Genomic DNA, 24,195 nt, shown 5'->3' with positions numbered 1-24,195 from the left:
CCGTCAAGAGGTCTGCACTCACCTTTCTCTTCCGGAGTTTTCTGGGATCAAGCGAGCAGTGATGGCATGATTACTTCTGCATCGAAAGAAAATGAGGGGGTCGGTCATGACCGCACGCGCCGCCAGTTGGCTGCCGCTCAGTCCCGGTGAACGTTCCGTGGCGATCGAGGTCCTCACGCACGGCCCCCTGTCGCGCACCGACATCGCCCGGCGGCTCGACCTGTCCGCGGGCAGCCTGACCCGCCTCACCAAGCCGCTCATCGAGTCCGGTCTGCTGGTCGAGGTCCCCGAGGGCGGCGCGCTCCCCGACGCCGCGGTGCGCCAGGGCCGGCCCTCCCAGCCCCTCGACATCGTCGCCGAGTCCCGCACCTTCGTCGGCTTCAAGATCACCGAGGACATGGTCTACGGCGTCGTCACGACCCTCAGGAGCGACATCGTCGCCCGCCACGACCTGCCCCTGTCCGGCCACGATCCGCAGCATGTGGTCGAGGTGCTGCACGCGGTCACCCAGGAGTTCGGCCGCAGGTTCCCCGGCCTCGCCGGGATCGGCATCGGCCTGGGCGGACGCGCCTCGGACCGCTCCGTCGTCGACGAGTCCGCCTTCCTGGGCTGGCGCGACGTCCCGCTGGCGCGGCTCCTGGAGGAGCGCACCGGACTGCCCGTGGTCGTCGAGAACGACGTGAACGCGCTCGTCGAGGCCGAGAGCTGGTTCGGCGCGGGCCGAGGGCTCGACCGGTTCGCGGTCCTCACCATCGGCGCGGGCCTCGGCTACGGCCTGGTCAGCGGCGGCAAACGGGTTGTGACCGCCGAGGACGGGCGCGGCGTCGGCCGCTTCTGGATGGTGAACCCGAACGGCCCGCTCACCCCCGAGGGCGAGCGCGGCAGCGCCATCTCCCTGCTGACCATCCCGAGCATCCGCTACCAGATCCGGGCCGCCACCGGCCGCGACGTCCCGTACGACGAGATCCTCGCGCTGGCCGCCGAGGCCGAGCCCATGGCCGCCCGGGTCGTCGACGAGGCGGCGCGCGCCCTGGGCACCCTCGTCGCGCAGATCGCCAACTTCGCGATGCCCGAGAAGATCCTCCTCGCCGGGGAGGGGGTGGGCCTGGTCGACGTGGCCGGGCCGGTGGTCGAGGAGGCGGTCCTCGCCAACCGCCATCCGCAGGCCGACCCGGTCAACCTGGAGACCAAGGTGTCCGACTTCCACGACTGGGCGCGCGGCGGCGCAGTACTGGCCATCCAGACACTGGTCCTGGGCTCCGGCTCCGGTTCTGGCTCCGGGCCCGGTTCTGGTCCCGTGTCCGGGCCGGGGCGGGTCTGAACGACCGGCCGTACGGCTGTTCCTTACGGCAACTTGACGCAGTGGCCCTTGTCACAGCCGCCGAAAGGCGGTAAGGATCACAGTCTCCACTCACATGGTCTTCACGCTCGGCCCCGTATGATTCACGGCATGTCCACCACTTGCCGTCGTGCGCCGGGAGCCACGCAGAGATCAGCCGCCGAGGTCAACGAAGAGATCCGGGCCCTGTGGCTCCGGGCCGGCGGAACACTGAGCGGCGAGCAGCGGCGGGACTACCAACGACTGGTCCTGGAGTGGGCGGCCGCCGCCCCCAGGCCCGACGCGGACTCCTCGAAGGCGGCCTGACCGCCCGGCGGTTGCGGCCCGCCTCCGCCAACACCCCCGCACGGCTGCCCCCTTCACCGCTCAGCCCTTCATCGCCCCCTGCAGCAGTCCCGCGATGAAGCTGCGCTGGAAGACGACGAAGAGGATCAGGATCGGCAGCATCACGATGATCGTCCCCGCCGCCAGCGTGGGGATGTCCGTGCTGTTCTGGCCGACGAAGAACCCGAGACCCGCGGGCGCCGTGTGCTTGGTGGTGTCCTGGATGAGGACCAGCACCAGCAGGAACTGGTTCCACGACCACATGAAGACGAGCAGCCCGAGCGTCATCAGGGACGGCCGGGCCAGCGGCAGCAGGATCCGCACCAGGATCGTCGCCGACGAGGCCCCGTCCATCCGCGCCGCCTCCACCAGTGACGTGGGCGTCGACAGGAAGTGCGTACGCATCCAGAACACGCTGAACGGCATGAACAGCGCGATCTCCACCAGAATCACGCCCAGGTACGAGTTGGTCAGCCCCAGGCTGCGCAGGTCGAAGTAGAGGGGCACCACGATCAGTTCCACCGGGATCGTGAGCCCCGCGATGAAGAACGCCGCCATCGCGTTGCCGCCGGGCAGCCTCATGGTGCCCAGCGCGTACCCCGCCAGCGCGGAGAGGACCAGACAGGCCGGCACGACACCGACCGCGATGATGAGACTGTGCCGGATCAGATGCGAGAAACCGGCCACCGACCACGCCGTCTCGTAGTTGTCCCAGCTCCACCGCTCCGGCCAGGTCAGCCCCACCACCGGCGTGCCCGCGGGCTGGAGCGAGGCGAGGAAGACACTGAGGAACGGGATCACGACGACGATCGCCATGACGGTCAGCAGCGCATAGCCGGACCAGCGTTCCGAGCGCGCGACGGTCTTCATGTCCGATCCCTCGACAGTCGGTTGATGAGGTAGACGATCCCGAGTATCAGCACGCTCAGGACGACGGCCAGGGCGGCGGCGAGCCCCACCTTGCCCTCGGAGAACGCCAACCGGTACACGAGGAGGCCGGGGACCGTCGTCTGCTCACCCGGCCCGCCGTTCGTCGTCACGTACACGATGTCGAAGCTGGCCAGCGCGGCCACCGTCGTCACGGTCATGGCGACGGCCAGCTCACCGCGCAGATGCGGCAGCGTCACCGACACGAACTCCCGGACCGGACCCGCCCCGTCGATCCGCGCCGCCTCGTACAGGCTGGGGTCCACCTTCTGCACACCGCTGAGGAAGAGCATCATGCACAGCCCGCTCAGCACCCAGGTGCCGACGAGCCCCACGGCGATCAGCGCGAAGTCGAAGTCGCCCAGCCACGCCCGCGCCACACTGTCCAGACCCACCGCGCGCAGCGCCTGGTTGACCACCCCGTCGTCCCCGTACAGCCACCGCCAGGTCACGCCGACCGCGACGAGCGGCACGACCTGCGGCAGCATGAACAGGAAGCGGTACGCGCCCATGCCCGGCCGCCGGTAACGGGCCAGCAGGCCCGCCGACAGCAGCCCGAGCACGATCGGCACGAGGGCGAAGAACACCACCAGCACCAGGGCGTTGAACACCGACCGGCGCAGGATCGGGTCCTGGAGGATCTCCGCGTAGTTGCCGAGCCCGACCCATTCGCCGAGCGTGACACCGTCCCACTCGAACAGCGACAGATACGCCGTGTGCAGGGCGGGCAGCACCGCGAAGGCGACGTAGAAGGCGAACGCGGGCAGTACGTACACGTACCCGCGCCACCGCCTGCGTGCCTCCCGGCTGCGGACGGGCGGCCTACTCCCCATGATGGTCCTCCCACTCGTCCTGCAGAGAGTCGAGGTAGTCGGCCGGCTTCACGCGGTCCGCGATGAGCTTCTGGACGCCGGAGCGCAGCCGGTCGAGCATCGCGGGCGCGGCGAAGTCGGGGAACGTCGTGATGCCGTCGTCGGCGACGGCCCGCTCGTGCCCCTCCGCGATGTCCGCGAGCACGCCCGTCGGCTTCTTCACGGCGTCGGGGTTGGGCGGCATGAAGCCGTTGTCGCTGATGATCTGACCCGCCTCGGGCGTGGTCAGGAAGTCGAGGAACGCGCCTGCCGCCTCGGGGTGTTCGGTCTTGGCGGACACGGCGTACGACACGCTGAACCCCGAGGCCACCGTGGGGGAGCCGGGCTGTTCGCCGGGCATCGGGAAGAACCCGACGTTGTCCCCCATGACGGTGGCGAGCTGTCCGGCCGCCCAGTTGCCGTTGATCAAAAAGACGCTGTCACCCTTGGTGAACTGGGCGGTCGAGTCGACCTGCGCGGTGCCGTTCGCGGACTCGTTGTAGTACCCCTCGCGGCCCCAGTCGATCACGAGTTCGGTGGCCTCGACCGCCGCCGGGTTCTCTATCGTGGCGCCCTTCTTGCCGTTGACCCAGTCCCAGTACTCGTCCGTGGGCATCAGCTGGTTGAGCAGGGCGGCCCACAGATGCAGTCCGCCCGAGTCGAGCGCGCCGACCCCGAGCGGGGTGAGGTCCGCTTCCTTGGCGGCGGCGAGTTGCTTCTCGAACTCGGCCAGTGTCTTCGGGGGAGCGTCGATCCCGGCCTTCTCGGCCAGCTCCTTGTTGTAGTAGATGCCGGTCATGGACAGGCCCGCCGGGACCCCGAACAGGGCCCGCCCGCCGGTCGCCGCGCTCGTCTGCCCCGCCGTGAGCTGGTCGAGGCTGACCGGGGGAATGGCCTTGTCCCAGCCGTACGCCTCCCGGTAGGGCGCCAGGTCGAGGATGTGGCCGTCCGCCGCGAGGTCGGTCATGCCCACCGCGTACTGGGCGATGTCGGGGGCGGTGTCCGAGGTCATGGTCAGCTTCAGGTTCTGCACGTAGTCCGAGAACGTCTTGTACTGCGGCTCGACGGCGATGTCCGGGTGGCCCTTCTCGAACGCGGCGATCAGCGCGTCGACCATCAACGGGGCGTCGGCGAACTGGAGACGCAAAGTGACGTCCCCGTTCGGCACCGCGGTGGACGACGGCACGCCGGTGGGGCCCGGCACCACCGTCGCGCTGCCCGGCGTGAGCGCGTCGCACGCCGCGAGCGGGAGCACGAGGGCGACGGCGCAGAGCGTCGCGGCGAGGCGGCGGCCCACCCGGTGTGTGCTGTCCATCATCGGCCTCCTGGCGTTGCCTCGTCGGTCGGATCGGTACGTCAGTCCCTCGGGCAGCGGTCCCGGTACCGCTTCAGCAGCTCGTCGTTGCGATGCCGGGCGTCGCCGTCCGTGTTCTGACTGACGATCAACGGTGGTTCCTGCCCGTGGTGTTCGACGAGCAGTTCGGCCGCCCGGCAGGTCAGCGCGTTGACGAGCGCCGCTCCCAGCACCGTCGACAGGGCTCCCACGGCCAGGCCGCCCAGCGGCACCACCGTGTCACCGGGGCTGCCGTGGGTGTCGATGACGATGTCGGCGACATCGAGCAGCCGCCGGCCGCCGGTGTGCCGCGACTCGGCCGCCAGGGAGTGCGCCCGGCTGGTGACGGCGACGACCGTCGCCCCCGACTCCCGTGCGCCGACCGCGAATTCGACGGGCACCGCGTTGATCCCGGAGTTGGAGATCACGACCACCACTTCCCCCGGCCTGATGTCGGCCGTACTCAGGACGGCCGCCGCGTAGCCGCTGACGCGTTCGGCCGCGCCGGCGTGACGGGGGGCGACGGGGGAGAGCGCCGGGTCGGCGATGACGTTGACCGGTGCGAGCCCGCCGGCCCGCTGCAGCGGTTCGACGGCGACGAGTTGCGAGTGGCCGCTGCCGAAGTAGTGGACGACTCCGCCCGCCGCGACGCTGTCCGCGACGGCCCGGGCGGCACGCTCGATCGCGGGCCGCTCGGCGGTGGCCAGCGCGGTGAGGTTCTCCTGGAGAGCGGCGAAGTAGACGAGGTCGGCGTTCATCGTGTCGAGGCCACCCGAGGTGTCGAACGGAGCCGCTGATGGTGGCTGTGGACCGTACCAGAGCGGTCCGGGGTTGCCCAGCCCCGCGACCGGGACGCCTTCTTTCCGGTCTAATTCCTTGACCGCCCCCGAGTGGCGCGGCTAGCTTCGAGAGTTCTGTGGTACGTACCACGACCGGTCCGCCGTCCATTGCACCGCCGACCCGTCAGGAGTGGTGGACGATGACACCTCCCGAGGAAGCGGGCGCGGGAACCCCGGCCGCCCGGCAACTCCTGCGGCGTCTCCTGGGGGACCGGGCCGCGGAGTTCACCGCCGAGGTCGTCCCCGGGGGCGCCGGACCCGACTGGTACGAGGTCGATGCAGGGCCGGGCGCGGTCGCCCTGCGCGGGTCCAGCGGCGTCGCGGTCGCCTCGGCGCTGCGCTGGTACCTGCGCAGCGTCTGCGGGACGCAGATCACCTGGGACGCCCCCGTGCCCCGCCTCCCCGACCGGCTGCCGCACACCGGCACGACACCCCGCACGACCTCACCCCACCAGCACCGCTACCACTTCAACGTCTGCACCTTCGGCTACACCACCGCGTACTGGGACTGGACGCGCTGGGAGCGCCACATCGACTGGATGGCCCTGCACGGCGTGAGCACCCCGCTGGCGATGACCGGCCTGGAAGCGGCCTGGCAGCAGGCCCTCCTGAGTACCGGCCTCGACGACGGCACCGCCCGCGGCTTCCTCGGCGGACCGGCCTACCTGCCGTGGAACTGGCTCGCCTCCCTCGACGGCTGGTCCGGCCCGCTCCCGCAGAGCTGGATCGACGCACACCTAGACCTCGGCCGCCGCATCCTCGACCGGGAACGCGCCCTGGGCATGCGGCCGATCCTCCAGGGCTTCTCCGGGCACGTTCCGCGGGAGCTGATCGCGAGCCGGGGTGCCCGGTCGACGACGCTTCCGTGGTGGGACTTCGAGGTCGGCATGCTGGACCCGCGCGACCCGCTCTTCGAGGAGTTCGGCACCACCCTGCTGACCGAGCAGACCCGGCTGTTCGGCACCGACCACCTCTACGCCGCCGACCCGTTCATCGAGACGACACCCCCGGTGACCGACCCCGCCGGCCTCGCCCAGGTCGCACGGGCGGTGCACGGCGTGCTGACCGCGGTGGACGAGCGGGCCACCTGGGTGCTCCAGGCCTGGCCCTTCTCCTACCGGGCCCGCTACTGGACACCGGAGCGGACCGCGGCCTTCCTGGACGCCATCCCCGACGACGGAATGCTCATCCTGGACCTGTGGGCCGAGCACCGGCCCGTCTGGCGGCGCACCGACGGCTACCGCAAGAAGCCCTGGGTGTGGTGCATGCTCCACAGCCTCGGCGGCCGACCCGGGCTCTACGGAAAACTGGACGAGATCGCCACCGGCCCCGCCGGCGCGCACGCCGACGCACGCGGCGGCTCACTGTCGGGGATCGGCGCGAGCATGGAGGCCTTCGGCAGCGACCCGGTCCTGTACGAGCTGCTGGCCGACGTCGCCTGGCAGGGCGCCGTCGACGACGTACAGGCATGGCTGGAGACGTGGACGCGGGCCCGGTACGGGCGGTCGACTCCCGGATTGCTGCGGGCCTGGGACCTGCTGCACGACAGCGTCTACGCGTCCGACGGACCCGGCCCGCCCGGCTCGGTGATCATCGGCCGGCCCACACTCGAAGGCGATCTGCGGCACGAACTGCCGGTCCACCTCGCCGACCCGCCGTCGCCCGACGTACCACCGGCCCTGGCAGAGGCCTGGGAACTGCTGGCCGACGAGGCGACACCGCAGGACAGCGCGGGACCGCTCGGCCGGGACCTGTGCGACGTCACCGCCCAGGTGCTCACCCACGCGGCCTGCGAGCGGCAGTGGCGGGCGGCGGACGCGGCCCTCGCACGGGACACCGAAGCCTTCCACCGGGCCGCCCGCGCACTGCTCACCACCATCGAGGACCTGGACGTCCTGCTCGCCACCCGCCCCGAACACCGGCTCGACACCTGGCTGGCGGACGCCCGTGGCTGGGCCACCACCCCGGCCGAGGCCGACCTGTACGAGACCGACGCGCGCCGCCTGCTCACCCTGTGGGGCCACACCCACAGCAAGCTGCACGACTACTCGGGCCGCCACTGGGCCGGCCTGGTCGGCACGTTCCATCTGCCCCGCTGGCGCAGCTGGTACGAGCACATCGCGCGGGCACTGGAGACCGGAAACCCTTACCGGGCCGAGGAGTTCGAGGCGTCCCTGCTCGCCCAGGAGGAGCGGTGGGTGACCGCCCGCAGCGGCACGACCGCACCGGAGGCGGACACCGTCCCGACGACCCTTGACGCGGTGCGTACTCTGATGCCCCGCTACCGCGTCCTTCGAGGACGGCCGAGATAGCGGACAGGCGCGAACCGCGGAGTGAATGTGACGGTCGAGGACAGGCGCTCAGACGACGGCCCGGCGACGGATCCCCACGACGAGGACTCCCGCACGACGGGCCCGACGGAGTCCTTCGAGACGGACTCCTTCAAGCACGAGGCGCTGCGACGACGGCTCCAGGCCGACATCGCCCGGATGCGCCCCGACGAGGCGCTGCCCACCGAACGGCGGCTCGCCGAGCGGTACGACGTCAGCCGGGCGACCGCCCGCCGCGCGCTCCAGGCCCTCCGCGAGGACGGCCTCATCCGCAGTGTGCGGGGGGTCGGAACGTTCGTCTCCCACCCCCACGTCACCAAGACGTCCGCACTCACCTCGTTCTCCGAGGACCTGCGCTCGCGCGGCTACCGGCCCAGCGCCGAACTCCTCGCCGCGGAGCTGGTGGAGGCCGACCTGCACCATGCCACGGCCCTCGGCGTCGACCCCGGCACCACCCTCCACCGCATCGAACGCCTGCGCCTCGGCGACGGCTTCCCCATCTGCCTGGAGACCGTCCACCTCTCCGCCGAGCGCTTCCCCGACCTCGACGAGTCACTGCTCAAGGGCTCGCTCTCGGAAGCCCTGCAGAACACCCAGGGCGTCCGGGTCGTACGGGCCACCCAGCAGATCCGCGCGGTCAACGTCACCGGCCGCCAGGCCCGGCTGCTCGGCGTCAAGGAGGGCTCCGCCGCCCTGCTCGTCCGCCGCACGGCGTTCGACGGGACCGGCCACGTCGTCGAGTACGGCGAATCGCTGTGCCGGGGCGACCTGTACGAGTTCTCGCTGGTGGTGACCAAGTAGCGGCCGTCGCACCGCAGGGTGCGGCGGCGCTCTGTGCCCGGTGGGGCGGTGCGCTCTGCCGTCGGCGAATCTGCTGAGGGCCGAGATTCCTTCCGTGCCGTGGGCGGCGGACCGAGGGTGGAGGAACCGCGGCACACCGGGCCGCGCCACCACCAGGAGGAGCGATGGCACTCAGCAGCACCGGATTCCACCCAGGGCCGCGGGCCGAGGAGGGGGACACCCCGCCGTCACGGTTCGACGACCATCTCGCCGCCCAGCTCCTCAACCAGCGCATCATCTTCCTCGGCACCCAGGTCGACGAGGTCTCCGCGAACCGGATCTGCGCGCAACTGCTCCTGCTGTCCGCCGAGGATCCCCGCACCGACATCGGCCTCTACGTCAACAGCCCCGGCGGCTCCGTCCACGCGGGCCTCGCGATCTACGACACCATGCGGCTCATCCCGAACGACGTGTCGACCCTCGCCATGGGATTCGCCGCGAGCATGGGGCAGTTCCTGCTCACCGTGGGCACCCCCGGCAAGCGCTACTCGCTCCCGAACGCGCGGATCATGATGCACCAGCCCTCGGCGGGCATCGGCGGCACCACCGCCGACATCGCCATCCAGGCCGAGAACCTCCAGTTCACCAAGGAGACCATCGAGCGCATCACCGCCGAACACACCGGCCAGAGCGTGGAGACGATCTCCCGCGACGGAGACCGCGACCGCTGGTTCACGGCCGAACAGGCCAGGGAATACGGCATGGTCGACCGGGTCGTCGAGGCGCTCGACGACGTCCGCCCGGCCTCCTCGAAGCGACGGATGGGACTCTGACATGGACCGGCACACGACGCGCATGGGCTCGTACACCATCCCGAACGTCGTAGAGCGCACCCCGCAGGGCGAGCGCGCCTACGACATCTACAGCAAGCTGCTCTCCGAGCGGATCATCTTCCTCGGCACCGAGATCGACGACGGCGTGGCCAACGTCGTCATCGCGCAGCTGCTCCACCTGGAGTCGGCGGCCCCCGAGCAGGAGATCGCGATCTACCTCAACTCACCTGGTGGCTCCTTCACTTCACTCATGGCGATCTACGACACCATGAGCTTCGTCGGCGCGCCCATCTCGACGTTCTGCGTCGGCCAGGCCGCCTCGACCGCGGCCGTGCTCCTCGCGGGCGGGGACCCCGGCCGGCGCTTCATCCTGGAGCACGCGCGGGTCCTGCTCGGCCAGCCGGCGAGCGGCGGCGCGCAGGGCACCGTCTCCGACCTGGGCCTCCGGGCCAAGGAGATGATCCGGATCCGCTCCCAGGTCGAGGAGGTCCTGTCCCTGCACACCCACCACTCCGTGGAGACCCTGCGCGCCGACATGGACCGCGACAAGGTCTTCACGGCGCGGGAGGCCGTGGCGTACGGACTCGCCGACGAGGTGCTGAGCCGGCGGCTGTCCGCGGTCGCCGCCTGAGGAGTCGTACGCCCGCCCCGGGTGTCAGGCGGCGAGACGGACCTCGCCGTACCGGGAGGTCGCCTCCGTCCGGCGGGGCGCCGTACGCGACCTGAGGGGCCGGGGCGGCTCCTGGCGCACGAGGCGGCGGTGCGACAGGGCGAGCAGATCGGCGAGGCCGAGCCCGAGCGCGTGCGCGGCGGCAGCCAGGACCTCGGACGAGGCCTCCTTGCGCCCGCGCTCCAGCTCGGAGAGGTACGGCATCGAGATACGGGCCGCCTCGGCGACCTCCTTGAGCGTCCGCTCCTGCGCGAGCCGCTCCCGCCGCAGGACCTCACCCACGACGTCCCGCCACAACGGCTCCCTCGGTGTCGGTCCGGCCGGCTCCGAGGGCTCCGACGGCTCGGCCGGAACGGGGCGCAGGGGAATGGCGCGGGCTCGGTTCGACGCGTGGCTGCTCACCCCTCCACCCTAGGAAGTCCGGCCCGTTTCGGGGACCCCGGCGCGTTCCGCCCTCGGCGAATCACCGCCTGCCCGCCCTCAGTGCAGATGCGGTTCGTCCCGGTGCACCGGACCGTGCGCGGCTTCGCAGTGCGCGTCGTCGGCGGGGCCGCCGGTGCGGACGTCCAGGACCTCCTCGGGGGCGTGGTCGACCTGGAGGGTGGTGTGGCCGACCTCGTAGTCGCACTGCAGGATCTTCTCCAGGTCCCGGCGCACGGTGTGGCAGTCCGCGACCGGTTCGACCAGGACGTGCGCGGACAGGGCGGGCGTCCCCGACGTGATGGTCCACACGTGCAGGTCGTGCACCTCGGCGACCGAGGAGTGGGCGGCCAGCCGGTCCCCGATGGCGTCCGGGTCGAGATGTGCGGGCGCCGCCTCCAGGAAGATCCGCCCCGACTCCCGTACGAGTGCGTAGCCGGCCTTGAACATGAGGGCCACCACGACCAGCGTGGCGATGCCGTCGGCGCGTGCGAAGCCGGTCAGCAGGACCACGAGGCCGGCGATCGCGGTACCGACGAACGCGAACAGGTCGTTGAGGATGTGCTGGTAGGCGCCCTCGACGTTGAGCGAGGTGCGGTTGGCCTTCGAGATGCACCAGGCCGCCGCCACGTTCACCGCGATGCCCGCGAGCGCCGTGTAGAACATCAGCCCGCCCTCCACCGCGGGCGGATCGAACAGCCGCCGCACCGCCTCGTACGCGAGCCAGGCGCCGAGCAGCAGCAGCGTCAGTCCGTTGGCCTGGGCGGAGAGGATCTCGGCCCGCTTCAGGCCGTACGTGAAACCGCCGCGGGCCGGACGCTCGGCGAGCCGCATCGCGATCAGGGCCAGCACGATGGACACGGCGTCGGTGAGCATGTGCGCGGCGTCGGAGATGAGGGCGAGCGACTGGGCGACTACGCCGATGACGACCTCGACCGCCATGAACGTCGCGATCAGCGTCAGCGCGATCGCGAGCCAGCGGCGGTCCGCGTCCACGGTGACACCGTGCGAGTGCCCGGCGTGCCCGCCCGACCCGTGCTCGTGGCCGTGGTGCGCGCTCATGGGAGTCCCCCTCGTTGCGGTGTCCGACGGGTGTCCGACACCCGCAGTGAAGCGCACCTCGCGGAGATCGGCAAAGGCTGCATCGGTGACCGTTGTCATCATCGTTAGTACGCCGCTGACCTGCGGTGATGTGGAGCGGGCAGGGGACTGCCGGGTGGCCGGGGTCAGGCGCCGAAGAGCTGTGTCCAGTACGTGCCCGCCGCGCCGCCGCCCGCGAAACCGACACCCAGGTGGGTGAAGGCGGGCTTGAGGATGTTGGCGCGGTGGCCGGGGCTGTCCATCCAGCCCCGCACGACCTCGGCGGGGGAGCGCTGGCCGCAGGCGATGTTCTCGCCGATGGTGCGACGGGCGCTGCCCGCGGCGGCTGCCCGGTCCCAGGGTTCGCTGCCGTCGGGGGCCGTGTGGGAGTAGAAGGCGCGCGCCACCATGTCCGCGCTGTGCGCCTGCGCCGCGCGGGTGAGCGGGGGGTCCTCGGCCAGTGGTGGCAGATCGGCCGCGGCCCGTTCGGCGTTGGTGAGCGCGAGGACCTCGGCGGCGGTGCGCGCCAGCCCGGCCGGGGTCAAGGGGGTCGCCCACAGCGCCGTCCAGTAGAGCGTGCCGGAGCGCCTGTCGGGCACGCAGGCCACCCCGGTCTCGGTGAAGGCCGGGTCCCGGACCGTTCGCCGGGTCCGCTCGCCCGAGAGGCAGTACTCCACGAACTCCGCCGCGTCGCGCGGCCCGGAGACGAGGTGTTCGCCGACCGCCAGATACGCGTAGCCCGTGGCGGTCACGCGCTGGTGCACGGACAGCCCGTCCGCGCCCTCCGCCCCGAGACGCCCGCGCGCCGCCATGTCCGCGGCGTGCGCCCGCGCCGCGGCGGTCAGCCGCGCGTCGAGCACGACGGCCGGCGAGCCGACGGCGGCACGGGCGGAGTTCACGAGCGCCAGGAACCGGCCCGTCCCGGTCCCGGGGTCGCTTGCCATGGGGCCGCCGGTTCCCGGATCGGTGGCGGTTCTCGTGCTGAGGCGTAGGTCCGGGGCGGCCGGACTCGGGGCGGTGTCCTCGGTCACCTCCACGCCGAAGTCCCGTGCGATCCCGGCCAGTCCGTCGGCATACCCCTGGCCCAGGGCGCGCAGCTTCCAGGTGGTGCCGCGGCGGTAGATCTCCGCGAGCAGCAGCACGGTCTCCCGCTGCGGACGCGCCGGCGTGAACCGGGCCAGGAGCCGCCCGCCGGGGCCGGTGACCCGCAAGGTCGGCGCGGGCAGCCGTCCCAGCTCGGCCCCGGGCTCGGCGGGACTGACGACCACGGTGACCCGGCTCGCCCCGGCCCGCAGCGCGGCCGGATCGACCGTGAGGGTCTGCCCGCTCAGCCGCGCGCCGGGGGCGGCCGGCTGGTTGTAGAACACGAAGTCGCCGTCCCCGCGCACCTTGCCGCTGTCGTCGGTGACGAGCGCCGACACGTCGAACGGCCCGGGCACCCCGAGGGTCAGGACACCGCCGGGCAGGGGCAGATTGCCGCCGGGTACCAAGTCGTCCATCGCGCCGCCTGTCCGGGTGCCGGATCACTGTGCGCGCCCCGTGGGGCGTCGACAGGACAACGCCCCACGGCTGCGCGCGGGTTCCCGGCCCCTGACACCGGGTGACCGGGGTCAGGGGCCGGGAACCGGTCAGTCGAGGGCGACGTCGGGAGCGATGTCCTCGTACCGCTCCACGGACGCCTGGCCGCGAGTCGCCGCGGCCTTGGCCGGCTTGCCGCAGAAGGCGGACTCCAGGGTCCGGGCCATGGTGTTGAGCACGGTCCCGTTGTTGGAGGTGTTGGCGAGCGCCGTGACACTGCGCTTGCCGTCCTTCGATGTGAAGGAGTACGTGTAGTAGCCCTGCACGGTGCCCGTGTGGCCGTACACCGAGACCCCGCACGACAGGTCACGCCGGCGCAGGCCGAGTCCGTAGCCCTGGGTGCTGTTGACGGGCGTCCACTGCTGCATCTGGTCGAGCTGCGCGGCGGAGGTCAGCCTGCCGCGCAGGACGGCCGAGAAGAAGGTGTTCAGGTCCCGGGTGCTGGAGATGACCGCGCCCGCGCTCTGCGCCCACGACACGGTCTGCTCGGTGGAGTCGACGAGGGTTCCGTCGGCCACGTCGGGCGGCAGGTAACCCTTGGCGTGCCGGCCGGCGATCGCCGTGGACGGGTGCACGTACGAGGTGTCCTTCAGGCCGAGCGGCTTGATGATGCGGCTCTGGTACGCGGACCGCACGGACTTCCCGGTGAGCTTCTCGATGAGCATGCCCCCCACCACGAAGTTGGTGTTCGAGTACGAGTAGGCGGCCCCCGGCGCGTTGCCCAGGGGCTGCTTGAGGGACAGGTCCACCAGCTCCTGGTAGCTGAACACCTTGTTGCGTACGGCCTCGAAGCCCGGGACCGTGTCGGCGAACATGTCGTTGGTGTAGTCGTACAGCCCGCTGCGGTGGCTCAGCACATGGCGCACCGTGATGCCGTCGTCGGGCAGCAGGCCCGGGAGATACGTGTTGACCGAGGTGTCCAGGGAGAGCACGCCCTCGTCGACGAGCTGCAGCAGGACGACGGCCGTGAAGCTCTTGGTGACGCTGCCGACGCGGAAGCGGTCGGCGTTGTCGATGACCCGTCCGGTGGTCCGGTCCGCGACGCCCTCGGCGACCTTGTGGACCGTGCCGTTGTCGTCGATCCGCGCCATGGCGCCGGGCGCCCCCTGCGTCAGCGCCGTCCGCAGCACCTCGCGCAGCCCCGCCACGTCGGGCGCCGCCAGGTCTTCCGTCGCCGCCGGGCTCGCGCTCATGGCGCGGTCGTCGGTGTCGGCGGGTGCCGCGGTCGCCTCGTGCGCCGGAACCGCCAGCACGGACAGCAGCACCGCCCCCAGTGCCGCCGTGCTCCTCGCCGTACCCCTGCCCATCATTCTTGCCGCCATCTGTGTGGTTCTCCCCGCGATCGGTCGTGATCTGTCGTGATCGGTCGTGCGCTGCGTGGTCGTTCGCAGAGCGGAACATGCGAGTACGGCACCGTGGATCACGGTGCCGTCATCATCTCTACGCGCGGAACCCACCCGCGGGTTGCATCGTAGAGAGTGAATTCTTGCCGATCAGCGCGACGCCCGTGCCAGCAGGCCGGACAGCAGGGCTTCCAGCGACTCGCGCAGGGTCGTCGTGAAGTCGACGCGCAGGACCGCCAGTTCGGGGTCGGACTCATACACCTCGAGCACGGCCGCCGACGGATTCGAGTGCGGCCAGGCGGCCGTGGTCATCAGGAGCGCCCCGGCGGTGAACCGTACGGCGTCCCGCTCGTCCAGTTCGGGTACGTGCACCCGGACCCGGTGCGCCAGGGCGAACGCGTGGGCGATGGAGGCGCGCTTGTAGTCGGCGGCGACCCGCGTCGACACGTTCCGCTCCAGGACGGCCGCCTGAGCGCTGATCAGGTCGCACAGCACGGGGCGTTCGGCGAGGGCGTGCGCCATGGCCGCGGCGACCCGGTCCGTGCGCTCGGAGACGGGGGCGGCGGCGTCGACGGCCGCGGGGAGCGCGGTGTCGAGGTGCTCGATCAGCTCCTGCGAGGCGGTGGAGAGCAGCTCCAGCAGGACGGCCTCGCGTGACTCGAAGTAGCGCAGCACGTTCGACTTCGCGAGCCCCACCCGGCGGCTCAGTTCGTTCAGGCTCACCTGTGCCACCGGCATCTCCCCCAGCATCGCGACCGCGGTGTCGAGGATCGCCCTGCGGCGAACGGCGCGCTGCTCCTCGCTGCGGGCGCGCTGGAAGGTGTCTGCCATGGCCGCAGTCTACCGACCGGGGGTCTGTTGCCGTACGGCCGGCAGACCCCCGGTCTCTTGTTATCGAACCGCCGGTCTGCTAGTTTCCAGCGCAACAGACCGCCGGTCTTTTGGTCTCCGGCGGGCCGCGCGTCCAGAAGGAGCAACCGTGTCCATGTCCTACGTCCTCCCTGATCGGACGGGCAGCACCGCCGTCGTGACCGGCGCCAACAGCGGCACGGGCAAAGAGGCCGCACGGCGTCTCGCGGAGGCCGGAGCGCGCGTGGTGCTGGCCGTGCGCACCGTCGGCAAGGGGGAGCGGGCGCGCGCCGAGATCCTCGCCCGGCATCCGCACGCGCAGCTGGAGGTGCGCCGCGTGGACCTCGCCGACCTGGCCTCCGTCGCAGCGTTCGCCGACGGGGTCCTCGCCGACGGCGTTCCGCTCGACCTGCTCGTGAACAACGCGGGAGTGATGGCCCCGCCCACCCGGCTGACCACCGCGGACGGCTTCGAGCTGCAGCTGGGCAGCAACTACCTCGGCCCGTTCGCCCTCACCCTGCGCCTGCTGCCCGCCCTGCTCGCCGCACCGGCGCCGCGCGTGACGACCATGAGCAGCGGTATGGCGAACCTCGGCCGCATCCACTTCGACGACCTCCAGTGGGAGAGCCGCCGCTACAGCCCCAACCTGTCGTACGCCCAGTCCAAACTCGCGGACCTGATGATGGCCGTCCACCTGGCGGACCTCGCCGCCGAGCGCGGCTGGAACCTCCTCAGCACGGCCGCCCACCCGGGCTACACCACGACCAACCTCCAGACCGCGGGCGCCACGCTCGGCCGTGACAGGCCCGAGCGCACGTTGCTGCTCCGGCTCGGCCTCCTCCTGCCCAGGCAGCAGGTCGAGGAGGGCACGGAACCGCTCCTGTACGCGGCCACCAGCCCCGAGGCGACGGCCGGCGGCTACTACGGGCCCGGCGACAGGTTCGGCCTGGTCGGCCCCACCACCGCCACCCGGGTCACCCGCCGCGCCCGGGACACGGACGCGAACCGCAGGCTGTGGGCCGTGTCCGAACGCCTCACCGGCGTAGCCCTCCCCGCGGCCGTCGCCTGAACGGCCCCGTCCTACGGGGGCGGCGTCCGGCGCGGCGCCGGCCGGGTGCCAGACTGACCTCATGGACGAGCGCGAATTCAGCAGGTCAGGACAGCACGCATCGGTCGTCGGACTCGGCACGTGGCAACTCGGTGCCGACTGGGGGGACGTGGACGACAAGGACGCTCTGGCGGTCCTGGAGGCCGCCGCGGAGTCGGGGGTGACGTTCTTCGACACGGCGGACGTGTACGGGGACGGGCGCAGCGAGGAGACCATCGCCGCGTTCCTGAGTGGCCGGCCGGACCTGCACGTGCTGGTCGCGACGAAGATGGGCCGCCGGGTCGACCAGCTCCCGGAGAACTACGTTCTTGACAACTTCCGTGCCTGGAACGACCGTTCGCGCCGCAACCTCGGCGTCGACCGGATCGACCTGGTGCAGCTGCACTGCCCGCCGACGGCGGTGTATTCGTCGGACGAGGTGTTCGACGCGCTCGACACGCTGGTCGAGGAGGAGCGTGTCGCGGCGTACGGCGTGAGTGTGGAGACCGTCGACGAGGCCCTGACGGCGATCGCCCGGCCGGGTGTGGCCAGTGTGCAGATCATCCTCAACCCCTTCCGGATGAAGCCGCTGCAGCAGGTGCTGCCGGCGGCGCGGGAGGCGGGGGTCGGCATCATCGCCCGCGTGCCGCTCGCCTCCGGGCTGCTGTCCGGCAAGTACACGAAGGACACGGTCTTCGCGGCGAACGACCACCGGACGTTCAACCGGCACGGTGAGGCGTTCGACCAGGGCGAGACCTTCTCGGGGGTCGACTACGCCACCGGTGTGGAGGCGGCGGCGGAGTTCTCCGCGCTGGCGCCGGAGGGGGTCACCCCGGCGCAGCTCGCGCTGGCGTGGATCGTGCAGCAGCCGGGCGTGACGTCGGTCATCCCCGGCGCGCGCACGCCGGAACAGGCCCGGGCGAACGCGGCGGCGGGCAAGCTCGCGCCGCTTCCGGCGGAGACGCTGTCGGCGATCTCGGACCTGTACGACCGCCGCATCAGGCCCCAGGTCGAATCCCGCTGGTAGCGGGGGCGCTTCAGGCGGGGCCGGGGCCGGGGATTCCGTACCTGGCTGCGGGCCGGTGGTGGCCGGTTGCGCAGTTCCCCGCGCCCCTGGGGGGTGGGGCCGCCGGGCTCGTGTTCGGGTGCGGGTCCGCTGTGGTTGGCCGCGCAGTTCCCGGCGCCCCTTTGAAGCACGGGGCGCGGGGAACTGCGCGGCCGGTTGCGATCGGAGCCAGTCAGGCCGCCCGTTCGCGGGCCCGCGCCGCCGCCTCCCGTATCGAGCCGTGGTGCACGGGGCCGTGCCCGGGCAGCAGGATGTCGCCCGACAGCGCCTCGAACGCGTCGAGCGAGGCCAGCGCCCCGCCCCGGTCGTGGTGGAACATGACAGGCAGCAGCTGTGGCCCCGTCACGCGCGACGTGGGGTGACCGTTGACCAGCCCGTCGCCCGAGATCACCACGCCCGCCTCGGGCAGGTGGAAGGCGCAGTGGCCCGCCGTGTGCCCCGGGGTGTGCACGGGAACGGGACGGCCGGGCAGGTCGAGCGGCCCCTGGGCGGGAAACGCGCGCGGCCGGGCGACCGGCACCTGGGCGGTGCCGCCGGACCTCAGCGCGTGCACGGCCCACGGCGCCACCCCGGGCCGCCAGGCGTTCTTCAGGACCTGTCCGATGCTCACCTGATGGAGGAAGTCCCGGCGCGCGTGCGGGACTTCGGCCTCATGGGTGTAGACGGGCGTGCCGTAGGTGCTGCTGAGGTACTCGGCCGACCCGAGGTGGTCGTTGTGGGCGTGCGTCACGAGAACGGCCGTGACGGCCTCGGGTGAACCGCCCACGGCGGAAAGGGACGCGAGCACCTTCTCGCGGTCTCCGGGATACCCGGTGTCCACGAGGGTGACGGCGTCCCCCTCGGTGAGGATCACCCAGTTGGTGTTGCTGCCGTGCACGAGATGGACGCCGTCGGCGACTTGACGGATGTCTGCCTGCATGTTCGTTCCGAACCTAGAGGTCCTTGTCTGACGGAGTCAGCCAAGCAGAGTCGCGGGTGTCCCGGCGCAGCGGGGCGGACGAAGCGCGCATCGACCGCAGCGCCAGCAGCAGTACGGCGATGTCGTCGAAGTAGGCTGGGTCGGGCATCAGATCGGTCGGCAGCACGACATAGGCGATCGCCCCCCAGAAGACCCAGCGGGGGCCCGTCGGCAGCCCGGCGCGGCGCAGGTTCCGCCGCGTGCGGACCAGACGGACGGTCAGGACGACCGCCCCCGCGAGCGCCGCCGCCAGTACCACCGCGGCGACGATGACCAGAATCCACAAGTTGGTGTCCATGAGCCCTTCCCAGACGCGTCCGGTGCTGCTGTCCGGATGCCCAGGTTCACCCTGTCATCACAGCCGGACCGTGGCGACACACGGCGCGGTGCGTCGAGGGGCCGCCCGCCGCACCCCTACTCTTTGCTGTCGACCGACGACCTTGAGTGACGCTCGACCGTCGGCAGGCAGGCGGCGACTCGACGGTGACTCGACGGCTGCTCGACCGCTACTCGACCGAAGAATGTGGGGATGCGCGCGTGAAGATCGCCTGCGTCGGCGGTGGGCCCGCCGGCCTGTACCTCTCGATCCTGCTGAAGCGCCAGGACCCGGACCACGAGATCACGGTCCATGAACGCAACCCGGCCGGATCGACCTACGGCTGGGGCGTGACGTACTGGGGGAGCCTGCTCGGCAAACTGGAGGCGGGAGACCCCGAGTCGGCGCGGGCCGTGCGGGAGAACTCGGTCCGCTGGAGCGACGGGGTCGCGCACGTCGGCGACCGCACCACCACGCACCACGGTGACGAGGGCTTCGGTATCGGCCGCGGCCGGCTGCTGGACATCCTCGCCGAGCGGGCCCGCGCCCTGGGCGTACGCGTCGAGTTCGAGGACGAGATCGCCGACGGGGCCGCACTGCCCGAGGCCGACCTGGTCGTCGCCTGCGACGGCGTGCGCAGCGGGGTGCGCGAGCGCCACGCCGCCCACTTCGGCACCGAGGTGGCACTCGGCCGCAACCGATACATCTGGCTGGGCACCACGAAGGTCTTCGAGGCGTTCACCTTCGCCTTCGTACAGACACCGCACGGCTGGATCTGGTGCTACGCCTACGGGTTCGGCGACGACCGCAGCACCTGTGTCGTCGAGTGCTCGCCCGAGACCTGGACGGGCCTCGGCCTCGACCGGGCCGACGAGGCAGAGGGGCTCGCCCGCCTCGAAGAGCTCTTCGTCAAGCTGCTGGACGGCCACCGGCTCATCGGACGGGCGAGCGCGGGCGGCAGCGCGCAGTGGCTGAACTTCCGCACCCTCACCAACCGGACCTGGTCCCACGGGAACGTCGTCCTGCTCGGCGACGCCGCCCACACCACGCACTACTCCATCGGCGCGGGCACCACCCTCGCCCTGGAGGACGCCATCGCCCTGGCCGACGCACTCGGCGAGGGGGCCGGGACGCCGGGGCAGGCCGGACTCGCCCCGGCCCTCGCCGCGTACGAGAAGGTGCGCAAGGCCGAACTGCTGTCCGTGCAGAGCGCGGCCCGCCACAGCGCCCAGTGGTACGAGAACCTGCCGCGGTACATCGACCTGCCCCCGGCGCAGATGTTCGCCCTGCTCGGCCAGCGGCACTCACCGCTGCTGCCGTACGTGCCACCGCAGCTCTACTACCGGCTCGACCGGGCGGCCGGGCGGCTCGAATCCCTGCGCAGGCTCAAGCGCTGGCTCGGCCCGAGGCTGGCACGGACCCTGCACGGGAGCGCCACCAAGGGCTGACGCCCCGTCAACACGACACCACGTTGGCGGGAATGGCGGTGTTGCCCACGGGCCGGGTGGTGCGCGAGCGTGCTGAGTCATGGACCGAGACCGGGGCGACGCCGCCCTCTCCCTCTCCCGCCGCCGGCTCCTCGCGGCCGCGGGCGCCGCCGGTGCCGTCACCGCCATCGGCCTCGCACCCGCCGCCGCGCAGCCGCGTACCGGGCACTCCCTGTCCTTCACCGGGGCCACCAACGGATCGGCGACCCTCGCGCCCGGCGGGGACCGGCTGATCGCCGAGATCCAGAACGTGCTGTGGTCGATCCCGCGCACCGGTGGCAGAGCCGTCCCGCTCACCCCGGCCGGCCTGGAACCCAACCGGCCCGTGTACGCGCCGGACGGCGGCCTCGTCGCCTTCTGCGCCTACCGGGGCGGCGGCTTCCACCTCTGGACGATGCGGCCGGACGGGTCCGACGTACGCAGGCGCACCGACGGGCCCTTCGACGACCGCGGCCCGGCCTGGTCGCCCGACGGCACCCGGATCGCCTTCGCCTCCGAGCGCGGCGGCGACCCGGTGGCCGGCAGCCCGTACCGCATCCACGTGCTGGACCTGCGCACCGGCGACCTCCGCCGCGTGACCGGTCTGCCCGGCCAGACCGGCCCCGTACAGGACGGGGCCTGGGAGGACTTCGATCCCACCTGGTCACCGGACGGGGAGCGCATCCTGTTCGTCCGCGCGAAGGGCGTCACCACCGCGAACGGAGCGGGGCTCGACGCCCGGACCGTCGCCGCCGTCCCCGCCTCCGGCACAGGACCGGTCGTCGCGGAGCACACCGACACCACGACCGCCCAGCTCATGACTCCCGCCCTCTCGCCGGACGGACGCCGGCTGGCGTACCTGCGGACCACCGCGGCCCCCAACGGCTCCTGCACGCTGGTCGTCGACGGCGAGCCCGTCGCGCTCGCCGGGGACCTCGCACCCGTACCGCCGCGCTGGACGCCCGAGGGCGACCTGCTGCTCACTGTCGACGGCGACTTCACCCTCGTACGCCCGGAGAGGCCGACGGAGACGGACACCATCCCCTTCGAGGGTGTGCTGCCCGTCGACCGGCCGCGCTACGAGGTCAAGGAGTACGACCTGGGGGAGGGGCGGGCCCGGCCGGTGCGGGGGATCCATCTGCCCGCTCTCTCTCCCGACGGGCGGCAGATCGCCTTCGCCGCGCTCAACTCGCTCTGGCTGGCGAGCAGTTCGGGCGGGAAGGCACCCAGGCGGCTGCGCCGGGCGGCGGCCACGGAGTATCTGCTCGGGCCCTCGTGGTCACGCGACGGACGTACGCTGTTGTACGCGGACGACCGGGACGGTCTGCTCGGTGTGTACCGGCTGGATCCGGCCACGGGCGAGGAGAGCGCCCTCGCGACCGGCGGACGGGTCCACCCCGCGCTCTCGCCCGACGGGACCCGCCTCGCCTGCCTGGACCTGACCGGACGGCTCGTCGTCCGCGATCTCGAAGGCGGCACGGAGAAGGTGCTCGCCACCCCGCTCGGCGCGGGAGGGCTGCCCGGGCGCCCCAGCTGGTCGCCCGACGGCCGGTATGTGGCCTTCTGCGACCGCAACCGCCTCAACCTCCGCTTCCGGGAGGGCTACAACCTCGTCCGGGTCGTCGACACCACGACCGGGCAGGACCGGCTGCACGCGGTGGCACCTCACGTGTCGATCGCCGACCGGTACGACTCGGGCCCCGTCTGGTCCCCGGACGGACGCTGGATGGCGGTGATCGTCGAATCGGCGCTCTGTCTGCTGCCCGTCGCGCCCGACGGCACCCCGCGCGGCGACCTGCGCACCCTCACCACCGAACCGGCCGACCACCCCTCCTGGTCCGGCGACTCGCGGACCCTGCTGTACCTCTCCGGAGCCGCCCTGCGGCTGATCGACGCCGGCGGCGGACCGGCCCGTACCGTCCGGGTGCCGTTGGACCGGCGAAGGCCCGCGCCCGCCGACACCGTGGTGCACGCCGGGCGGCTCTGGGACGGCACGGGCGAGTCCGTACGCGACGACGTCGACATCGTCGTACGCGGCGGACGCGTCACCGCCGTCGAACCGCACCGCGGACGACGCGCGGCGACGACCGCTGTCGACGCCTCGGACAAGACCGTCGTCCCCGGCCTGTGGGACACGCACACCCACCCGTGGCAGGCCACCTACGGAGGCCGCCAGACGGTCGGCCAGCTCACCTACGGCATCACCACCGCCGTGTCCCTCGGCGGCTTCGCCCACGAACAGGCGCGTATCCGCGAGGCGGTGACAGCGGGTCAGCTCGCCGGTCCGCGCCTGCTGACCACCGGAGAACTCCTCGACGGCTCCCGGGTCGCGTACAGCATGGGACGCGCGCACCGTACGAGGGCCGGGCTGCGGCGCTCGCTGGAGCGGGGCGCGGCACTGGACTGGGACTTCGTCAAGACCTATGTGCGCGCGCCGAGTTGGGTGATGGAGGAGGCGGCGCGGTTCGGGCACGAGCGGCTCGGCGTGCGCTCGGGCAGCCATCTTCTGTCGCCCGGTGTGCAACTGGGCCAGGACCTGACGACCCATCTGCAGGCCACCCAGCGCTACGAGGTCGGACACGCGACCACCGCGACGGGGCACGCCTACCAGGACCTGCTGGAGATCTACACGGCGCGAGGGGTCGACTTCGGGCTCATCGCCACCCTCTTCACCTCCACGCCCCTGCTCGGCGCGGACCCCGGCCTGGCGGACGATCCCAGGGTGACCGCCGTGATGCCGCCCTGGGACGGCGCCCTCGTCCGGCAGGGCGCGACCGTGCCGCCGTCCGCCGCCCAACTCGCCACCCTGCGCACGGAGACCGACATCTACCGGCGGATCCTGGCCGCGGGCGGACTCGTCGCCCTCGGCACCGACCAGCCGCTCGTCCCGGTCGGCCTCTCCCTCCACCTCGGTCTGCGCGCCCTGCACCGGGGCGGCCTGTCCCCGGTCGAGGCCCTGCGGACGGCGACCGTGCTGCCCGCCCGGCTCTTCGGCCTGGAGGGCGACCTCGGCACGGTGCGGCCGGGCAGGCTCGCCGACCTGACCGTGGTGGACGGCGACCCCTTCACCGACTTCGACACCCTCGTCCGTACGGTCGCCGTGCTGCGGGGCGGGGTCCCGTACAGGACCGACGACCTCGTGGCCGCGTACGAGCCCGTGTCCGCGCCCGCCGCCCGCCGTGCGGCACGCGAGGTGGACTGGCTGGAGGCGGGGCGGCTGATGCGGCTCGAGGGGTGCTGCGACGCGGGCCACTGACCGTCGGCCGACCACGGCAGTTCGAGTCGTTCGAACGAGTTGTGATGCCTGTTCGTGGGCCGGATCCGGCCGACCGCCTCCCTGCTCGCGTGCGCCCTCGCGGCGGTACCCGGTCACCCTGTCCGAGTGATCAGACAACGCCACGCCTGGGCAGGGCGGTTGGGTGTGGATCGTCCATAAATCGCACCGAGGGCCGATCACCTTGACACCACCGATCGTGCGCCGGCGCAACTAATGTGACGAAAGAGCGCCACAGTGACCCCACACCGGGATACGCTGCCCCGCGCACCCCACGTTCGAGTCCCCGCACGTGGGGGGCCGGTCATCCCGGCCTGCTCGTGTGCGGGTTCAGCAGAGCCCCAACGCGAGAGACATACCGTCCGGTCTGACGCTCCACCCTCACCGCGACCCGGTGAACCAAGTCCACCCCCGGAAGGCTCCACGCAGCCGGGCACCGATCAAGCTTGGCGTCCGCCGTCGGCCCGTACCCACAGTGCGGTCCTGCAGGCAGGGCGTCCCGAACCCCGTCAGGGCAGCCTCGGCTCGAACT

Annotated in this window: 21 protein-coding genes; 10 read left to right on the top strand and 11 right to left on the bottom strand. The window is 72.0% G+C overall.

Annotated elements, in window-relative coordinates; all coding sequences use genetic code 11:
* Positions 1-106: 106 nt before the first annotated feature.
* Positions 107-1,321 carry an ROK family transcriptional regulator gene (locus K3769_RS20660; RefSeq protein WP_267027879.1) on the top strand — a complete coding sequence of 405 codons (1,215 nt, stop codon included), beginning with the start codon at positions 107-109 and terminating at the stop codon, positions 1,319-1,321.
* 117 nt (positions 1,322-1,438) lie between these two features.
* Positions 1,439-1,645, top strand: coding sequence for a hypothetical protein (locus tag K3769_RS20655; RefSeq protein ID WP_267027878.1), 207 nt, complete (start codon positions 1,439-1,441; stop codon positions 1,643-1,645).
* Between the two features lie 60 nt (positions 1,646-1,705).
* On the opposite strand, the gene K3769_RS20650 is transcribed toward K3769_RS20655, so the two are convergent.
* The 4 genes from K3769_RS20650 to K3769_RS20635 are packed head-to-tail and all read right to left on the bottom strand — an operon-like array spanning position 1,706 to position 5,532.
* Positions 1,706-2,533: a carbohydrate ABC transporter permease gene (locus K3769_RS20650; RefSeq protein ID WP_267027877.1), complete on the bottom strand. Its 828-nt coding sequence runs from the start codon at positions 2,531-2,533 to the stop codon at positions 1,706-1,708.
* Positions 2,530-3,423, bottom strand: a complete 894-nt coding sequence (locus K3769_RS20645; RefSeq protein ID WP_267027876.1) for a carbohydrate ABC transporter permease — start codon at positions 3,421-3,423, stop codon at positions 2,530-2,532. Before K3769_RS20645 ends, K3769_RS20650 begins: the two co-directional genes overlap by 4 nt.
* Positions 3,413-4,756 carry an ABC transporter substrate-binding protein gene (locus tag K3769_RS20640; protein ID WP_267027875.1) on the bottom strand — a complete coding sequence of 448 codons (1,344 nt, stop codon included), beginning with the start codon at positions 4,754-4,756 and terminating at the stop codon, positions 3,413-3,415. Before K3769_RS20640 ends, K3769_RS20645 begins: the two co-directional genes overlap by 11 nt.
* Before the next feature lie 41 nt (positions 4,757-4,797).
* Positions 4,798-5,532: an SIS domain-containing protein gene (locus K3769_RS20635; protein ID WP_267027874.1), complete on the bottom strand. Its 735-nt coding sequence runs from the start codon at positions 5,530-5,532 to the stop codon at positions 4,798-4,800.
* 221 nt (positions 5,533-5,753) lie between these two features.
* Between K3769_RS20635 and K3769_RS20630 the strand changes: the two genes are divergently transcribed.
* From K3769_RS20630 to K3769_RS20615, 4 genes are all read left to right on the top strand, one after another.
* Complete coding sequence (locus tag K3769_RS20630) at positions 5,754-7,925, top strand: alpha-N-acetylglucosaminidase (protein ID WP_267027873.1); 2,172 nt, start codon at positions 5,754-5,756, stop codon at positions 7,923-7,925.
* A gap of 27 nt (positions 7,926-7,952) precedes the next feature.
* The gene (locus tag K3769_RS20625; protein ID WP_267027872.1) at positions 7,953-8,744 is read left to right on the top strand and encodes a GntR family transcriptional regulator; all 792 of its coding nucleotides are present in this window, start codon (positions 7,953-7,955) and stop codon (positions 8,742-8,744) included.
* 164 nt (positions 8,745-8,908) lie between these two features.
* Positions 8,909-9,556, top strand: a complete 648-nt coding sequence (locus K3769_RS20620; protein WP_267027871.1) for an ATP-dependent Clp protease proteolytic subunit — start codon at positions 8,909-8,911, stop codon at positions 9,554-9,556.
* Between the two features lie 22 nt (positions 9,557-9,578).
* Positions 9,579-10,187, top strand: coding sequence for a ClpP family protease (locus K3769_RS20615; protein WP_267031472.1), 609 nt, complete (start codon positions 9,579-9,581; stop codon positions 10,185-10,187).
* 24 nt (positions 10,188-10,211) lie between these two features.
* Here K3769_RS20615 and K3769_RS20610 read toward each other — a convergent pair whose 3' ends face one another.
* From K3769_RS20610 to K3769_RS20590, 5 genes are all read right to left on the bottom strand, one after another.
* Positions 10,212-10,628 (bottom strand): helix-turn-helix domain-containing protein, encoded by a 417-nt coding sequence (locus K3769_RS20610; RefSeq protein ID WP_267027870.1) that lies wholly within the window; start codon positions 10,626-10,628, stop codon positions 10,212-10,214.
* A 78-nt stretch (positions 10,629-10,706) separates the two neighbouring features.
* Positions 10,707-11,708 (bottom strand): cation diffusion facilitator family transporter, encoded by a 1,002-nt coding sequence (locus K3769_RS20605; protein ID WP_267027869.1) that lies wholly within the window; start codon positions 11,706-11,708, stop codon positions 10,707-10,709.
* A gap of 164 nt (positions 11,709-11,872) precedes the next feature.
* Positions 11,873-13,225 (bottom strand): CAP domain-containing protein, encoded by a 1,353-nt coding sequence (locus tag K3769_RS20600; RefSeq protein WP_267027868.1) that lies wholly within the window; start codon positions 13,223-13,225, stop codon positions 11,873-11,875.
* A 129-nt stretch (positions 13,226-13,354) separates the two neighbouring features.
* Entirely contained in the window at positions 13,355-14,626 is a 1,272-nt protein-coding gene (locus tag K3769_RS20595) for a serine hydrolase domain-containing protein (RefSeq protein WP_267027867.1), read from the bottom strand.
* A gap of 171 nt (positions 14,627-14,797) precedes the next feature.
* Complete coding sequence (locus tag K3769_RS20590; protein ID WP_267027866.1) at positions 14,798-15,478, bottom strand: TetR/AcrR family transcriptional regulator; 681 nt, start codon at positions 15,476-15,478, stop codon at positions 14,798-14,800.
* Positions 15,479-15,632: 154 nt separating this feature from the next.
* On the opposite strand from K3769_RS20590, the gene K3769_RS20585 reads away from it, so the two are divergent.
* Positions 15,633-16,565 (top strand): SDR family oxidoreductase, encoded by a 933-nt coding sequence (locus K3769_RS20585; protein ID WP_267031471.1) that lies wholly within the window; start codon positions 15,633-15,635, stop codon positions 16,563-16,565.
* A gap of 61 nt (positions 16,566-16,626) precedes the next feature.
* A complete protein-coding gene (locus K3769_RS20580) occupies positions 16,627-17,610 on the top strand; it encodes an aldo/keto reductase (RefSeq protein ID WP_267027865.1) in 984 nt (327 codons plus the stop codon).
* Positions 17,611-17,821: 211 nt separating this feature from the next.
* On the opposite strand, the gene K3769_RS20575 is transcribed toward K3769_RS20580, so the two are convergent.
* The gene (locus tag K3769_RS20575; protein ID WP_267027864.1) at positions 17,822-18,568 is read right to left on the bottom strand and encodes an MBL fold metallo-hydrolase; all 747 of its coding nucleotides are present in this window, start codon (positions 18,566-18,568) and stop codon (positions 17,822-17,824) included.
* A gap of 13 nt (positions 18,569-18,581) precedes the next feature.
* Positions 18,582-18,905 (bottom strand): YkvA family protein, encoded by a 324-nt coding sequence (locus tag K3769_RS20570; RefSeq protein WP_267027863.1) that lies wholly within the window; start codon positions 18,903-18,905, stop codon positions 18,582-18,584.
* Positions 18,906-19,144: 239 nt separating this feature from the next.
* Here K3769_RS20570 and K3769_RS20565 point away from each other — a divergent pair, with 239 nt between their 5' ends.
* Complete coding sequence (locus tag K3769_RS20565) at positions 19,145-20,371, top strand: FAD-dependent monooxygenase (protein ID WP_267027862.1); 1,227 nt, start codon at positions 19,145-19,147, stop codon at positions 20,369-20,371.
* A 79-nt stretch (positions 20,372-20,450) separates the two neighbouring features.
* Positions 20,451-23,645 (top strand): amidohydrolase family protein, encoded by a 3,195-nt coding sequence (locus tag K3769_RS20560; RefSeq protein ID WP_267027861.1) that lies wholly within the window; start codon positions 20,451-20,453, stop codon positions 23,643-23,645.
* Positions 23,646-24,195: the final 550 nt, after the last annotated feature.

The organism is Streptomyces ortus (assembly GCF_026341275.1).
GTDB lineage: Bacteria > Actinomycetota > Actinomycetes > Streptomycetales > Streptomycetaceae > Streptomyces > Streptomyces ortus.
Note: the sequence above shows the minus strand (reverse complement) of the source record. Positions and strands in the feature narration are given on the sequence as shown.

Excerpts from the sequence above, each read along its gene's own strand:
- K3769_RS20645 (WP_267027876.1), bottom strand. The coding sequence starts at position 3,423 with ATGGGGAGTAGGCCGCCCGTCCGCAGCCGGGAGGCACGCAGGCGGTGG.
- K3769_RS20595 (WP_267027867.1), bottom strand. The coding sequence starts at position 14,626 with ATGGCGGCAAGAATGATGGGCAGGGGTACGGCGAGGAGCACGGCGGCA.
- K3769_RS20560 (WP_267027861.1), top strand. The coding sequence starts at position 20,451 with ATGGACCGAGACCGGGGCGACGCCGCCCTCTCCCTCTCCCGCCGCCGG.
- K3769_RS20620 (WP_267027871.1), top strand. The coding sequence starts at position 8,909 with ATGGCACTCAGCAGCACCGGATTCCACCCAGGGCCGCGGGCCGAGGAG.
- K3769_RS20635 (WP_267027874.1), bottom strand. The coding sequence starts at position 5,532 with ATGAACGCCGACCTCGTCTACTTCGCCGCTCTCCAGGAGAACCTCACC.
- K3769_RS20630 (WP_267027873.1), top strand. The coding sequence starts at position 5,754 with ATGACACCTCCCGAGGAAGCGGGCGCGGGAACCCCGGCCGCCCGGCAA.
- K3769_RS20615 (WP_267031472.1), top strand. The coding sequence starts at position 9,579 with ATGGGCTCGTACACCATCCCGAACGTCGTAGAGCGCACCCCGCAGGGC.
- K3769_RS20660 (WP_267027879.1), top strand. The coding sequence starts at position 107 with ATGACCGCACGCGCCGCCAGTTGGCTGCCGCTCAGTCCCGGTGAACGT.
- K3769_RS20605 (WP_267027869.1), bottom strand. The coding sequence starts at position 11,708 with ATGAGCGCGCACCACGGCCACGAGCACGGGTCGGGCGGGCACGCCGGG.
- K3769_RS20590 (WP_267027866.1), bottom strand. The coding sequence starts at position 15,478 with ATGGCAGACACCTTCCAGCGCGCCCGCAGCGAGGAGCAGCGCGCCGTT.
- K3769_RS20575 (WP_267027864.1), bottom strand. The coding sequence starts at position 18,568 with ATGCAGGCAGACATCCGTCAAGTCGCCGACGGCGTCCATCTCGTGCAC.
- K3769_RS20655 (WP_267027878.1), top strand. The coding sequence starts at position 1,439 with ATGATTCACGGCATGTCCACCACTTGCCGTCGTGCGCCGGGAGCCACG.
- K3769_RS20640 (WP_267027875.1), bottom strand. The coding sequence starts at position 4,756 with ATGGACAGCACACACCGGGTGGGCCGCCGCCTCGCCGCGACGCTCTGC.
- K3769_RS20580 (WP_267027865.1), top strand. The coding sequence starts at position 16,627 with ATGGACGAGCGCGAATTCAGCAGGTCAGGACAGCACGCATCGGTCGTC.
- K3769_RS20570 (WP_267027863.1), bottom strand. The coding sequence starts at position 18,905 with ATGGACACCAACTTGTGGATTCTGGTCATCGTCGCCGCGGTGGTACTG.
- K3769_RS20585 (WP_267031471.1), top strand. The coding sequence starts at position 15,633 with ATGTCCTACGTCCTCCCTGATCGGACGGGCAGCACCGCCGTCGTGACC.
- K3769_RS20650 (WP_267027877.1), bottom strand. The coding sequence starts at position 2,533 with ATGAAGACCGTCGCGCGCTCGGAACGCTGGTCCGGCTATGCGCTGCTG.
- K3769_RS20600 (WP_267027868.1), bottom strand. The coding sequence starts at position 13,225 with ATGGACGACTTGGTACCCGGCGGCAATCTGCCCCTGCCCGGCGGTGTC.